Genomic DNA, 14,393 nt, shown 5'->3' on the forward strand with positions numbered 1-14,393 from the left:
GTATAAAGTCAACTAGAATCCAATTTGAAGCACGTCCAAAAACGACAAATTCGTATCAAATCATATCTATGCTTTTCAAAACATATTAAACTCTATATAATTAGCTATGCATGGCAAAAGGAGGTTTAGCCTAATGAGCGAAATGAACAATATCAATGAACCTTGGGCAGGAACAAAAGAGATAGCAGAACATTTGGGCGTTACAAAGGATACGGTTCACAAATGGATAAAAGCTGAATCGATACCATGTAGCAGGGTCGGAAAACTGTGGAAGTTTAAGAAATCAGAAGTCGACGCTTGGATCAAATCAGGCGGAGCCGCGGATGATAAATATACGATTGAAACACCAGAAGCGCACAGTGCGCGATAGCGGATAGTATGGAGGAAAAAATGACTGAATTATTAGCGCCAGCAGGAAGTATGGAAGCTCTGAAAGCTGCAATTTCCAACGGTTGTGATGCGATATACTTAGGAATGCAAAAATTTGGCGCACGTGCATACTCATCCAATTTCGACTTGGAGTCGTTGAAAGAGGCTGTTGAGTATGCGCACCTGAGAAATGTTAAGATCTTTGTTACAATGAATACCATCGTTTTCGAAATCGAACTGGATGAGATGAAAGAACAGATTCAAAACTTAAATGAAATCGGTGTTGATGGCATTATCGTCGCAGACCTTGCCGCTTTCGATTTTGTCAGCAAAAACTTTCTTGATATGGAAGTACACTGTTCCACACAAATGGGCATAGACGATCTGGACGGGACTTTGCTATTTAAAGAACTTGGTGCCAATAGAGTGGTTCTATCCCGTGAGGTAGATGTTGAAAAAGTAAAAGAAATCAGAAAAATCGCCAAAATCCCTTTAGAAATATTTGTTCACGGTGCCTTATGTGTATCCTATTCAGGAAACTGCCTGATGTCCGGATTAATCGGCTATCGCAGCGGAAATCGCGGTAGATGTGTCGGTTCATGCCGTAAAGAGTATGAACTTATTGACACGACAACGGATACAGTTTTATCGAAAAACTACATCCTATCACCTAAGGATCTGAACACCATCGATCATATTGAAGAGTTGAGGGAAATCGACTCCTTAAAAATTGAAGGTCGCATGAAAGAATCTGCCTATGTCGCTAATGCCGTATCAAACTATCGCAAGGCCTTAGATCGTAAAATAACCGAAGTAGATAAGGAAAATCTTAGCAAGACATTCAATAGGACATTCACCAAAGGCTATTTGTTTAACGAGGCAAAAAAAGACCTTACTAATATTGAGAGGCCTAACAATTTCGGCTTTGAAATCGGTAGAATCAGCAAGTGTGTCAAGGATACCTATGAAATAACACTCACGCGTACTTTAAACCAAAACGATATCATCAGAATCAGCCATGACAACGAGGATATCGTCTTAACCGTAGCAAAACTGTACGATAAGGATGATAATTTAATCAATAAAGCAGAAACTGTCTGCTATATAAAAATCAAAGAAAAGTTGTCTAGGGGCGATGTTGTCTATATCACAAAGGATTATGCCTATTACAAAGAGTTGGAACAGTCACTGGAGAACGAGTTTAGGCGTTTTAAGCTCGATATCAGCGTATATGCCTATCCAGATTCAAGTCTGATCATCAATGCGGACGGCATAGGGTTCAGCTATTATTATGAAAGCGGAGAAACGCTAAGTGAAGCAATCAATAACCCAACGACCAAAGAACAGGTAATCAAACAGTTCTCAAGATTGAACGATACCATCTTCGACCTTGGGCGTGTCGATTTTGAAGCCTACAATGTGTATATTCCTGCCAAACTCTTAAATGCGGCAAGAAGAGAAATTGTTCAGGGCCTGTATGACTTAAAACACAACAGTCAAAAGAAAAGAACCAAGGCTTTGAAATTAAAAGAAAAAATAAGCTTTGCTCCACAAAAGCCCTACCTTACAGCCACGGTAACAACAAAAGAGCAATATGACGCTTGCATGAGCTTTGGCATTAAGGAAGTCTATTTTGAAAACGTCGTTAGAAGAAACCAGAACGAGTATAAGGAAAAGGAAGGCCAGCTGCTTATCGGAGGCTACGGTGGAATTCACCACTACAGACAAATCAATCCTTTTATAACGGACTATTCTCTAAATGTCGTCAATTCCGAAAGCTGTTATGAACTCTATAAATTAGGTGCTAAACGGGTGACCTTGTCTTATGAACTCAATAAGAGACAGATCGACGATTTAGTTGTTGCCTATCAGGAAAAAAACGGCGGCTATCCTGCTCTTGAAATGATTGTATATGGCAAGGCTCCCTTGCTGTTTACAAAATATTGCCCGCTAGAAAAAATGAATCAATGCGGAAGCTGCAAAACGAAGGCCTATGAGCTAAAAGATGACCACGGAAGCTTCCCAATCCTTTGTCATGAGGATTGTTCAACGACGATCCTTAATGGTAAGACACTTAATCTTCTAGATGAACTTCAAAGCATAAAGGCTGTCGAAGCATTTAGATTAAACTTTACCGTCGAGTCAAAAGACGAGGTGATGAAAACGCTTAAGAATGCCCTTGGCAAACTAAACGGTACAGTGGATGAATCTGTCTTTAATCAAGAAACAGACACAAGAGGACATTTCAATAAGGAAATCATGTAGGAATAATCAAAAGCGCTTCATTGGGTTGATCACCCCAATGAAGCGCTTTTCTTCTGTTCAGTTTTCCTGAGAGTTTGTTTTTGTACCTAATTTCAATACCAGCATCGCTATTCCTAAAAAGACAAATAACATGGTCATGCCAAAATAATCAGCAATCGCCCCACAGAGCGGACCTAAGATGATCATACTGAGCGCGCTAATCTGACTTTCTACAGAAAGTGCTGTCGCGCGTTCTTTCTTCTTCATAAAATGGCTGGCCGTGACTAAGAACAAAGGCCTTCTTACGTCTTTGATGATGTAGATGAAGAAAAATCCTCCGATCACCAGCACCATGCTGTTTAGTCTAAGTCCCAATGCCACTACAAACAACATGATAATCATCGCACTCAGTAGATCGTCGAATCGATGCTGGGCCTCCTTGTCGCTCACCCACTTATGCAGATTCTTTGAAGCATAGGCGCTGACTAGATTGAAGATGCCATAGACCAGTCCAAGCACAATTTTTACCGTATCGTCCGCCGATTGACTCATCAGAAATACTATTCCTGTAGACAGGATCACCCCCTGAAGGATCGGCTGTATGTAATGTTTGATCGTCTTAAAGAGACCTGTGAACACTGCAGAGTTGATAAGGACATCACGCAGGTTCCTTTGATTTAAAATACTCTTCACCGTGGACCGTCCACTCCTAAAAAAGTCGCTCAGATGCATCGTCTTGTGAGTCGCCTCATCCAGCGAATGCGGATAGCTCCAAATCAGGATAAAATCGATGATGAAGGGAATCACTGAAAATAGAAAAATAAGTTTGAGTGAAGGCAGGTAAAGTGCCAGAACAATCGCAAGCATCGCAGAAACCGATGATCCGACCAGGGAAAACGACCTGGTTCGTCCATAGACCTTTGTCTTATAGTTCTGCCACCCCTTCTGTTCGAGATAACTTAAGATCATTGCCTTATGCGTACCGGACCTGAAGGCCTCACCCAGTCCGTAAAAGAACATGGCCAAAAGATAGATGAAAACACTCTTGCCGATAAATAGGCCTATAAATGAGATGATGTAAAAGACAAAGCACATCATCAGTTCTTTCTTCTTGCCAAAATAGTCCGCAATGATTCCCGACGGAACTTCAAAAATATAGGTGGTTGCCTCTCTTACTGCGAACAGGTATCCAATGCTTAAAAGTGACATTCCATCTCCAAGCAGGTACAAAAGCAGATAAGGTTCAAAAAACTTAAGGTTCTTTAAAAAACCATACCAGCTGAATTTCTTAATTTGATTGTCTTTTTTTATCAATGCCTCAATCGTCATCCTCATTCCTCCTCACAACCAGTATATCTTATTATAATGAAAACGACACCAATAATAATTGACAATCATTATCATTTGGGTTATAATAAAGTCAGAATATTATGAAAATACAAGGAGGTTAACGTGGAAAAGAATATGGAACTTTTAAAACGAAAGATTGCCCATTCCGATACGGAAGCTTGGGCAAATGTAGACCACTATAAAGATGAGTCACACGTTTCCGTTCCGAGTGAGGAATCAGTGGAGAATCAAATGGATTGGTTACATGTAAATGAGAAGTAAGACAAATAAAAAGTGGCGTTCCGTTAAGGATAGCCACTTTTGTTTTGCATATTTTCCCGGTAGTTGAAGGGGGTTAACTACCGGGATAGTCGTCTCTTTAATAGGGGGGAGTTGGAGACTCATCTTTGATGATGTAAGTTAATCATACTGTGAATACTTGTCCAAGCTATGAATAATCTATGAACATTTGTAACGATTCGGTGAACACCCCTATTCGATCGGTTCGTTATTATATTGGTGCATCACCATGGTGTGGTAGTGGCCTTTTTTTTCCATCAACTCCGCATGGTCGCCTACTTCGATGATCTCCCCCTTATCGATTACCATGATCGTGTCCGCGTCTCTTATTGTACTGAGTCGATGGGCGATGATAAAGCTTGTTCTCCCCTTCATCAGTCGAAGCATTCCTTGTTGAATTATTTTCTCAGTTCTCGTGTCCACGTTGCTGGTCGCCTCGTCAAGAATAAGAATTCTTGGATTGGCCGCGATCGCCCTAGCTATCGTGATCAGCTGACGTTCTCCCTGACTCAGGTTCATGCCGCCGCTAGTCAGCTGCGTCTCATACTTTAGCGGCAACTTATTGATGAAATGATCCGCGCACGATTGCTCAGCCGCTAAGACGACATCTTCCATCGTTGCAGCCATGTTTCCATAGCATATGTTTTCTTTGACTGTGCCTGCAAAGAGGTAGGCATCCTGCAAGACGATTCCAAAGGCCTGATATAGACTTTCCTTACTATAGTTTTTTATTGACGTGTTACCGATTTTTATATCTCCGCTCTGGGCTTCATAAAACCTAGCAAGCAGGTTCACCACTGTGGTTTTACCGGCACCTGTCGGCCCGACAAGGGCTATCTTCTTTCCTGGAGGCACTTTGAAGGACATTCCCTTCAGTACCGCCTTGTCCTTATCGTAGCCAAAAGAGACATTCTCGAAAACGACATCCAGTGACGCATCCAAATCAAGCGTCTCCCCTTCCTCACTTTGCTCTTCAAGCTCATCCAAAAGCTCAATCAATCGCTCACCGCCAGCAAGGGCCTGCTGTATCGTACTGTATACACTGGCTATCTCGTTGAGGGGTCTGATAAACTGTCTTGAATAAGTGATAAAACTTGCGACAATTCCGATAGTCGTCACACCCTTTATCACTAGCGCCCCACCTGCAAGGGCGATGATGGCAAAGCTCAGATTTGTAATGACGTTCATCATCGGCATCAAAAATCCGACGGTAATCTGCGCTTTCATGCCTACATCCATTAATCGTTTGCTAGTGGCTGTAAACTCTTCGAGTATCTGGTCAGAGCGGTTAAAGGACTGTATGAGCTGAAGTCCCCCCACCGATTCCTCCACTATGCCGGTCATTTTCCCAAGCTCGACAGCTCGCTTTTTGAAGAGCGGTCTTGCGAACTTGGCGATGGATCTTGTCAAAATGAAAATCAGCGGTGTGACAGTCAGTGCCGCAAGGCTCAGCTGCCAACTCAAGATAAACATCATGGTAAGGGATCCTGTCACCGTCAGCGACGCTGCGACCAGCTGTGATAAGGATTCGGTTATCGTGGTGCTCACACTGTCGACATCGTTTGTAAAACGGCTCATGATATCACCATGGGCGTGTGTGTCAAAGTACTGGATCGGCAGCTTGGATAGCTTATTCATCAAATCCGTTCTCAAGGTCTTGATCATTCTCTGAGAAACTCCGGCGACCATGCGACCCTGGCTCCAAAGAAACAAGGCCGAACACACATAGACTGCAAGCAGAGTTAAAAGAATGCCAAAGGATAAATCAATTTTACTTGCTGTCAAAGACCTATCCACCTGATCGATCCATTTTCCAATCAGATAAGGCGCACACAAACCGAGCAAGGTTTGTGCAACCACAGCAATTCCTAAAAGAGACAGTATCTTTTTCTCCCCTTTAAAATAGCTCCATAATCTTTTAACCACCTGTTTTAGGTTTTTAGGCTTACTGGTACCAGAATACCGGTCGCTGAACCGACCTCTTCTCATTCCTAAATTCGTTTCCACCGGTTTCTTTTCTTGCGTCATCTTCGCACCTCGCTTCCAAGTTGAGATGCATAGATTTCTGTATAGATGGTCGACCTGCCCATCAGCTCCTCGTGTGTTCCCATCGACTCCAGTTTTCCATCATTAAGAACGATAATCTTATCAAGGTCCATCACCGAGGAAATCCTCTGTGCGACGATGATCGTCGTCATCTTCTCAAATGTCGTCTTCAGTTGTGCTTTCAATTTATTTTCGGTAATCACATCAATGGCACTCGTACTGTCATCAAGTATTAGAATCTTAGGTTTTTTGACCAGTGCCCTTGCAATAGCGAGCCTCTGTTTCTGTCCTCCGCTGACGTTCACACCCCCGCGACCGATTTTGGCGTCATATCCGCCCGGCATCCCTTCAATAAATCCGTCGGCACATGCGATTTGCGCATACAGCCTGATTTCATCTTCACCGGCCATTTGATTTCCCCATCTTATGTTGTCCATGATCGTACCTGTGAAGAGATTGTTTTTTTGAGGTACCACACCGATGAACTTACGCAGGTGCATCAGCTGATGATCCTTAATCGGTTGACCGTCTATCGAGATGGTTCCCGAAAGCGTGTCATAATGCCTGAGTATCAGATTGACCAGTGTCGTTTTGCCTGATCCGGTCGATCCGATGATTCCAACTTTTTCACCTGGCTCAATACGAAAACTGATATCATCAAGAGCAAGCGCCCCTTTTCCGTACGAATAACTTACCTTTTCAAATGCGATCGCACCTTTGATATCAAGCTCAACACCGCTTTTTCTGTTGTCGATGTCCGGTTTATCAAGGAGCAGTTCGACGATTCTTTCCGAGGAAGCTTTGGCCCGTACAAACATGACGAACACGCGGGCAAGTACCATCAGTGCAAAAAGAAACTGCATCAAATAGTGTATGACCGCCATGATATCACCAAGACCGAGCACTCCTATCTGAACCCAATATGCCCCTCGCCACAAGACAAATACCATGGCCAGGTTGACAAACAGGGTCATCATGGGTGGAAAAACCGCAATTGTCCTATAGGTGGTGGCGCTAAGGTCTGTTAAACGGACATTGTCCTTTTCAAACTGCTCAAACTCATATCCAAAACGGTTGAAGGCTTTTACCACACGTATCCCGGCCAGCAGCGACTGAATCCTATGATTGAGCGCATCGAGCGCCGATTGGATCTTACTGAACATCGGATACCCGTAGTTCATATTCATCACGATCGCCATCACGATCAAAGGCAATAGCACCGCATAGACATAGCCGAATGCGGGATAGAGTCTAATCGACATGACGATGCTTCCGATTCCGATAAGCGGCGCTTTTAAAAAGATACGCATGACACCCTGTACAAAATGCTGTACCTGAACCACATCATTGCTGATTCTGGTGATCAGACTTCCTTCGTCATAACTGTCGATGTTCTTTTGGGAAAGCTTAAGCAGACGCGAAAAGAGGTCCACTCTAAGTTCGGCGCCAAAATGATAAGAGACATGGCTTGCGATGATGTTTCTCATCGTCGCATTGATCGCACCGAAAAGTGCCACACCGATCATCACAGCCCCGTACTTGAGCACCTTATCAAGATCTTGATACCTTACACCCTCGTTGATCACGACTGCCAGAAGTGTCGGTTGCAGCACATCGCAAAATGCTTCAATACTTAAAAAAAGTATTGCGAAAAAGCCCTTGATACCATACTTCTTTATGTAAGTTTTATAATGTTTCATCGCTTCACCTCTTAACTTCTATTATACAAAAGCAAATTGAGCATGACTACAAACTTTTAGTTGACTGATGAAGCACGTTTAACAAGTGTAAAAAAAAGGTATACATGTTCTATACTACAACTTTTCGCCTATTCAGGGACAATAGTCTCATGAAAAACAACTTTTGCTCTGATACACTAGTGATTATAGATATATAGGAGGCTTTATGACTAAAAAAACCGCAGTAATCGCAGGTGGTGGAGTAGCAGGACTGACCGCGGCAATTGAACTTCTTACCACTACAGATATTGAACCGATTATCTTTGAAATGACAGATTCCATAGGAGGAATCTCGAAAACAATCAATTATAAAGGCAACAGAATGGATATCGGCGGTCATCGCTTTTTCTCTAAATCCGACCGGATCATGAACTGGTGGGAACAGATCTTACCCGCTGATGAAGCACGTGATTCAATTGACGACAAGATCATGCTTGTCCGACACAGAATCTCAAGAATCTACTACCTGAAAAAGTTCTTTGACTATCCTATCAAGTTGAATTGGAACACCATACGTAATCTTGGACTTCTTCGCATGATTAAAATTGGTTTCAGTTATCTAAAAAGCATGGTGATGCCCATTAAGCCAGAAGAATCACTTGAAGACTTTTTTATCAATCGTTTCGGCAAGGAGCTCTATCAAACCTTCTTCATGGACTATACAGAAAAAGTATGGGGGGTTCCCTGTTCACAGATAAAACCGGAATGGGGTGCGCAGCGTATCAAAGGAATCTCCATCAAAGAGGTTATAAAACACGCGCTCAAATCAATTTTCATCAAACAGTCCAACTCCGATATCAACCAAAAGGATACCGAAACCAGTCTGATCGGTCAGTTCCTCTACCCAAAATACGGAGTGGGACAGATGTGGGACGAAGTCGGTCAACGGGTTACAGCCCTTGGCGGTACCATCCATCTGAACAGTAAGGTCGAAAAGCTCGTGATGGAAAATGATATCGCACGAAGCGTGCACGTAAGGAATCAGCTGACAAACGAGGTTGAAGTCATCGATTGTGATTATTTCTTATCTACCATGCCGATAAAGGATCTTGTGCAGGCCATGGGTTCCGGTGTTCCAGATGAGGTGCACAAGATCGCATGCTCGCTTTCCTACCGTGATTTCATTTCTGTGGGAGTACTGCTTTCAAATTTCAGCCTCGGAAACACGGGTGAGAACAAGGAATCCTATAAAATTCCTGATAACTGGATTTATGTGCAGGAGAATAGCGTCAAGATGGGTAGAATTCAAATATTCAACAACTGGAGCCCTTACATGGTGTTAAATCAAGATAATATCTGGATCGGACTCGAGTATTTCTGCGATGAGGACGATGAGTTCTGGTCGCTTTCAGACAAAGAAATCTCCTCTTTCGCAGTAGGTGAACTGCTATCGATGCACGCGATTGATAAGTCCGATGTCCTCGACAGCACGGTAGTAAGAATGCCCAAGGCATATCCATCCTATATCGGCGCTTATGACGACTTCGACTGCGTCAAGGCCTATTTGGACAAAATGGAAAACCTCTACCTGATGGGCAGAAACGGTATGCACCGCTATAACAACATGGACCATTCCATGTTGACGGCACTTGAAGTGATAGACAACATACGTACAGGCCGAACCGACAAGAGTAACATATGGCAAGTGAATGCTGAAAACGAATATCACGAAGAGAAAAAGGAAGAGTGATCAAGTCATGGTCGATACGCATAAAAACAAAATCAAGCTTCTGATTACGATCACACTCTTATTGGTGATTCAGTTCACTGTGTATAATTACGGCGCCCTGTCCCGCGGCTTGGACATATTGGGGACTGATCCTTTCACTAGACTAGTGCGTGTACAAGAATTGTACGAATCTGGAGACTGGTTTGACACGACATCCGATCGAAGTAACTATCCGTTTGGCGAGCAATCCCACTGGTCGCGTGCGCTTGATATCCTTCTGCTGCTTCCGGCGCTTCTTCTCAGTCCTTTTTTAGGATTCACATCCGCGCTTGAACTGGTCGGCATTTGGCTCAGTCCCCTATTGGGCTGCGTGGCGATTATTCTGCTTTTTTACTATAGCAAATTTGTGATCACAGAGGATTCGCGCTATCTTTTGCTACTCATTTTCTTAACACAACCTATGATTTTGGATGTGTTCAAGTTCGGAAGACCAGATCACCATAGCTTGCTGATGCTAACCTTTCTATTGACCATAGGGCTGACGCTCAAGCGTTTTTCTTGCACCCCATCTCGGTCATTATTGATTTTCGTTGGGGTGGCTCTTGCTGTAAGCATGTGGATCAGCGTGGAGTCCATCGTCCTAATCGCTATCGTCGCAATAGCAAGTGGCGTATCATGGATACTGAAGCGGGATGGACAACTAAGGGAACTGATCGTCATCTGTTCCTCCTTGACTTTGTTCTCACTCCTGTTTCTGCTCTCAGAAACTCGCATGGCAAGTCTCTTTGATACGGTATATGATAAGCTGTCGATTGTTCATATTCTCTTGTTTTCTCTTTTGACACTGGTGCTCTTTCTTACGCTTCTTATAGGGGACAAGTTCAAATCAGATACCAAGCTGACCCGTTTTTCAACACTTTTGACACTGGGACTTATTAGCTTGGCTGTAATGTATCTTCTCTACCCCGCATTTTTCAAAGGACCTTTCGCCGATGTCAATCCGGCAATAAAAACGATCTGGCTCGATCATGTTTCCGAAGTACAGCCTTTAGTCTCCTTTACGGTCAAGGGGCTTGGCAGATTACTGATCTATTTGGGACTCCCATTCCTAGGCATCCTCCATTTGGTCGCTGAAAACCTAAAAACCAAAATGATGCAGCCCAAGTACTTGTTTTTGCTTGTGGGTTCCATCGTCTACTTCCTGCTGTCGCTTTATCAGATTCGTTGGGCCAGCTATGCCATCTTCATCACGATCCTACCGCTTACCCAGCTTTTAAAGGAAACCTTAGTTAGGATTCCTCAAAGGATCAAGGGCTTCTATCAGATCTTGCTTAGAAATATGACAATCCTTGTATTCCTTTTCCTGTTTACATTTACAGGACTGATTCTGATGATCGATGAAGAATCCAGTCAGCAAGCCTTAAAAGAGAATAAGCTTAGGCTTTTCTGCGACTGGCTGGCTAGTGATGGGACTAGCTATACAAGTGAAAAGACGATACTTTCCTTCCTCGACTTTTCACCAGAAATCTTATACCGCACAAGGCTTAATGTTATCGCCACTCCCTACCATAGAAACGATGAGGGAATACTGTATGCCTATGGGATGCTCAGCTCTACAACACAGCTTGAGCGCGATACCTTGCTTGAACAGCGCAGTGTCGACTTTCTTCTCATCGTTCAAGATTCAAATGAGAAGTACTTTTATCAAAATGATCAAAATGCGCGTACTCTCTACCAGGATTTACTTGACGATAAAATCCCTGACTGGCTGTCTCCTATCCCTTTACCTAATGAGTTGGGTGAATTCAAGTTCTTTCGGATAGACTAGCCACTACCTGACGAGGAAGTAAACATGTTAAGATACCTAATCGAAAAAAAACTGCTTTATTCCATGTTGACTCTTTTTCTTGCGGTCAAATTCACTGTTTTTGAGTATTATTTCTTAGTGGAAGAATTGTCCGCAAGATATGATTTTATCAGTTATCTCCGACTTCAGTTTCCAATATTCACCGTCTATAAGCTATCGCTGCTCCTTATCACAGTTTCCGTCGTGTATGTCATGGACCTAAGAAAAGGGGTAATCTACTTGACGGGCATCAATCTGCTCAATTCGCTTTTGATCGGATCATTTTCCTTCTACATCAGGGCGTTTCATAAATTACCGTCATTCACTTCCCTTTTGTCGATCCCCGATCTATTGACTGTGCGTACTTCTGTGTTGTTCATGTTTGAACTTAAGTACCTCCTGCTCTTCATCGATATTCTCTTTTTCATCTGGATCGCATTTAAAATACCTACCTCAGTCAGCTACCGAAAAAAATGGGACTTGTTCGTACTGTATCTGCTTGTAGGACTGTCTATAGTCTTATTCATCCCCTATAGATTGGTTTCTTACGCCAACGATCTCGGTGACCCTGCCTATCATTTTTACCATTCCGATCCCCTAATGGCGATTCAAAACCATTCCCATGTGACCTATGGCATAAAGATGATTTATGATGGCCTTTCCCATCGAAACCGAATCGAGCTGACAGAAGATGAAAGGGGCGAAATCGCGGCTTGGTTTGAAAAGAGAAACAACCTCTTGGAAGTGAAGGCTCGTAGGGATGAGTCCAGGGACACACCTAAAAATGTTATTCTGATACAAGTGGAGTCTTTGGAATCCCAACTGATCGGCAAATCCGTCGCCGGCCGACAAATAATGCCTTTCATGAATCATTTGGTAAGCGAATCGCTTTACTTCCCTAATATCTATGAGCAGGTAATGGAGGGCAACAGCTCTGATACCGAATTTCTTGTGAATACAGCCCTCTATCCAAGCGAAAATGGCGTCACCTTTTACCAGTTCGCACAGCGATATTTCGATCATTCCCTAGCAAACATCCTAAAGGATTACGGTTACCATAGCGTAGTCGCCCACGGCGACAGAAAATCATTTTGGAACCGCAATAACGTTTATCCCGGTTTGGGTTATGATGAGTTCTGGGGGATCGAGGACTATGATTCTGACGATCTGATTGAAAGTTCAAGCGTCATCGGGTTAGGTTTAAGCGATAAGTCCTTCTTCACACAATCAGCGGAAAAGATGAAAGAGTTCGATACTCCATATCTTCTTTCCCTGATCACTTTGACAACCCACTCCCCCTTCAAACTACCAGAAGAAGACCTTGTTGAGGAGTTTCCTGAAATAGATGATAGGGCTGTACGTGCTTACGTAGAAAGCTTTTCTTATTTTGACCGCTGCATCGCCTCCTTTTTTGACACCCTTGGCGAATCGGACTTGCTTGAGGATACGATAGTCGTTATTTTCGGTGATCACCAAGGAATCAATAAATATTACACGCCATCCGATGAATGGAAAAACGGTCTGAGAATACCGCTTATCATTTATGATGGAGGCACTTCGATAGGCACCAGTGAAATCGCTGGCGGTCAGATCGATATCATGCCTACTCTCCTTGATCTGCTTGATATAGACATCAGCAGAGAGCCTTTAGTCGGCAAATCCTTGTTGTCACTTGAGCACGGTTACGTTTTTTCAAACGGTACCCTGATCAACGACGGCGTATCTGATGAACTGATCACGCTTGAAGTTGAAGGGCTTGAGATCTCTAAGAAGTTGCTCAAGAGTTTGACGCCTTATGAAGAAAACTGAACACCAGTTGGATTCGATTTACCGGTTGCCTGTCTTGATAGAATGTAAAACCAGCTATATACTGAATAAGGGCACCTATGAAATCAACCAGTGGAACGGAGAACATATGATAAAACACATTCATGGAAACACCTACCAGACAAATCTAGGTATCAATGTCATGCTCTACAGATTAAATGAAAAGGAATGGCTTATGGTAGATGCGGGTTATGACTTGGACAAAGCGAAACAACTCGTCAGACACCTCCAGCAGGACGATCAAAAAATCAGCCATCTGATTTTGACTCATGCCCATAGCGACCATTGTGCCGCAGCCGGTTTCATAAAGAAGTCCTTCGATACCCTTCTCTACGCGTCGGATATCGAACGGCAATTCATTGAACATCCGCACCTGATGGGTTTATTCGTAAATCCGAGTTATCCATTTAAGGCGATCCTAGATATCAGACACCGTCCAACGCCTGTGGATCATACATTGACTTCGGATCTTACTATCGACAACATCACATTCAAGTTGGTCGACCTTAAGGGTCATAGTCCAAATATGATTGGAATCATCACTCCTGATGAGGTTTTTTATGTATCGGACGCCTACGTGGGCATAGACTATTTGAACTCGACTAAAATTCTTTACAGTTACGACTTGAAAAGTGATTTTGAGACAAAAGATAATTTGAAGCAAGTCGGCGCATCCTATTATCTGCCTTCACATGGTGAGTTGCACTCCGATCACATTCAGGTGATCGATGAGAATATCACTTACTACAACCGACATTTTCAAATGATTATAAGTATGTTAAGGACACCTCTTACCGCTGACGGCATCATGGAACAGCTTGTGGACCAGATAGGGATCACCACAAACCTAAGCTCGGCTCTAATTACAAGAGGCTGCTTGGCAGGTATGCTAACCTACCTTGTATCAAATGAGAAACTTCAGGTCAGGGTTCACAAGGGAAACCTCTATTATAGCAATTTTAAAAAGACGGAATCTTAATCCGTCTTTTTTCTTATTTCTTATTTGATCCGTTACATTGTTTTG

The 14,393-nt window shown here is 43.1% G+C and carries 10 protein-coding genes; 7 read left to right on the forward strand and 3 right to left on the reverse strand.

Annotation, left to right across the window (positions count from 1 at the left end; translation table 11 throughout):
• Nucleotides 1-133: 133 nt before the first annotated feature.
• Entirely contained in the window at nt 134-370 is a 237-nt protein-coding gene (locus DWB64_RS09850) for a helix-turn-helix domain-containing protein (protein ID WP_348983836.1), read from the forward strand.
• 20 nt (nt 371-390) lie between these two features.
• A complete protein-coding gene (locus tag DWB64_RS09855; RefSeq protein WP_129488064.1) occupies nt 391-2,634 on the forward strand; it encodes a U32 family peptidase in 2,244 nt (747 codons plus the stop codon).
• 57 nt (nt 2,635-2,691) lie between these two features.
• Here DWB64_RS09855 and DWB64_RS09860 read toward each other — a convergent pair whose 3' ends face one another.
• Nucleotides 2,692-3,942 (reverse strand): MFS transporter, encoded by a 1,251-nt coding sequence (locus DWB64_RS09860; RefSeq protein WP_164980346.1) that lies wholly within the window; start codon nt 3,940-3,942, stop codon nt 2,692-2,694.
• Nucleotides 3,943-4,065: 123 nt separating this feature from the next.
• On the opposite strand from DWB64_RS09860, the gene DWB64_RS09865 reads away from it, so the two are divergent.
• On the forward strand, nt 4,066-4,224 hold the full coding sequence (locus DWB64_RS09865) for a DUF3787 domain-containing protein (protein ID WP_129488066.1): 159 nt from the start codon (nt 4,066-4,068) through the stop codon (nt 4,222-4,224).
• Nucleotides 4,225-4,434: 210 nt separating this feature from the next.
• Here the strand turns inward: DWB64_RS09865 and DWB64_RS09870 are convergent, their stop codons facing one another.
• Together DWB64_RS09870 and DWB64_RS09875 are read right to left on the reverse strand one after the other, a co-directional pair.
• Nucleotides 4,435-6,270 carry an ABC transporter ATP-binding protein gene (locus DWB64_RS09870; protein ID WP_129488067.1) on the reverse strand — a complete coding sequence of 612 codons (1,836 nt, stop codon included), beginning with the start codon at nt 6,268-6,270 and terminating at the stop codon, nt 4,435-4,437.
• On the reverse strand, nt 6,267-7,988 hold the full coding sequence (locus tag DWB64_RS09875; RefSeq protein ID WP_129488068.1) for an ABC transporter ATP-binding protein: 1,722 nt from the start codon (nt 7,986-7,988) through the stop codon (nt 6,267-6,269). Before DWB64_RS09875 ends, DWB64_RS09870 begins: the two co-directional genes overlap by 4 nt.
• 205 nt (nt 7,989-8,193) lie before the next feature.
• On the opposite strand from DWB64_RS09875, the gene DWB64_RS09880 reads away from it, so the two are divergent.
• Genes DWB64_RS09880 through DWB64_RS09895 form a run of 4 tightly spaced genes read left to right on the forward strand, consistent with a single transcriptional unit; the run spans nt 8,194 to nt 14,348 of the window.
• Complete coding sequence (locus DWB64_RS09880) at nt 8,194-9,717, forward strand: NAD(P)/FAD-dependent oxidoreductase (protein WP_129488069.1); 1,524 nt, start codon at nt 8,194-8,196, stop codon at nt 9,715-9,717.
• Entirely contained in the window at nt 9,677-11,524 is a 1,848-nt protein-coding gene (locus DWB64_RS09885; protein WP_129488070.1) for a hypothetical protein, read from the forward strand. The genes DWB64_RS09880 and DWB64_RS09885 overlap by 41 nt, the downstream gene beginning before the upstream one ends.
• Before the next feature lie 24 nt (nt 11,525-11,548).
• Nucleotides 11,549-13,351, forward strand: coding sequence for an LTA synthase family protein (locus DWB64_RS09890; RefSeq protein ID WP_129488071.1), 1,803 nt, complete (start codon nt 11,549-11,551; stop codon nt 13,349-13,351).
• A complete protein-coding gene (locus DWB64_RS09895) occupies nt 13,338-14,348 on the forward strand; it encodes an MBL fold metallo-hydrolase (RefSeq protein WP_129488072.1) in 1,011 nt (336 codons plus the stop codon). Before DWB64_RS09890 ends, DWB64_RS09895 begins: the two co-directional genes overlap by 14 nt.
• The last annotated feature ends 45 nt before the right edge of the window (nt 14,349-14,393 follow it).

The sequence above is a fragment of the Fusibacter sp. A1 genome, assembly GCF_004125825.1.
Taxonomy (GTDB): Bacteria; Bacillota; Clostridia; order Peptostreptococcales; family Acidaminobacteraceae; genus QQWI01.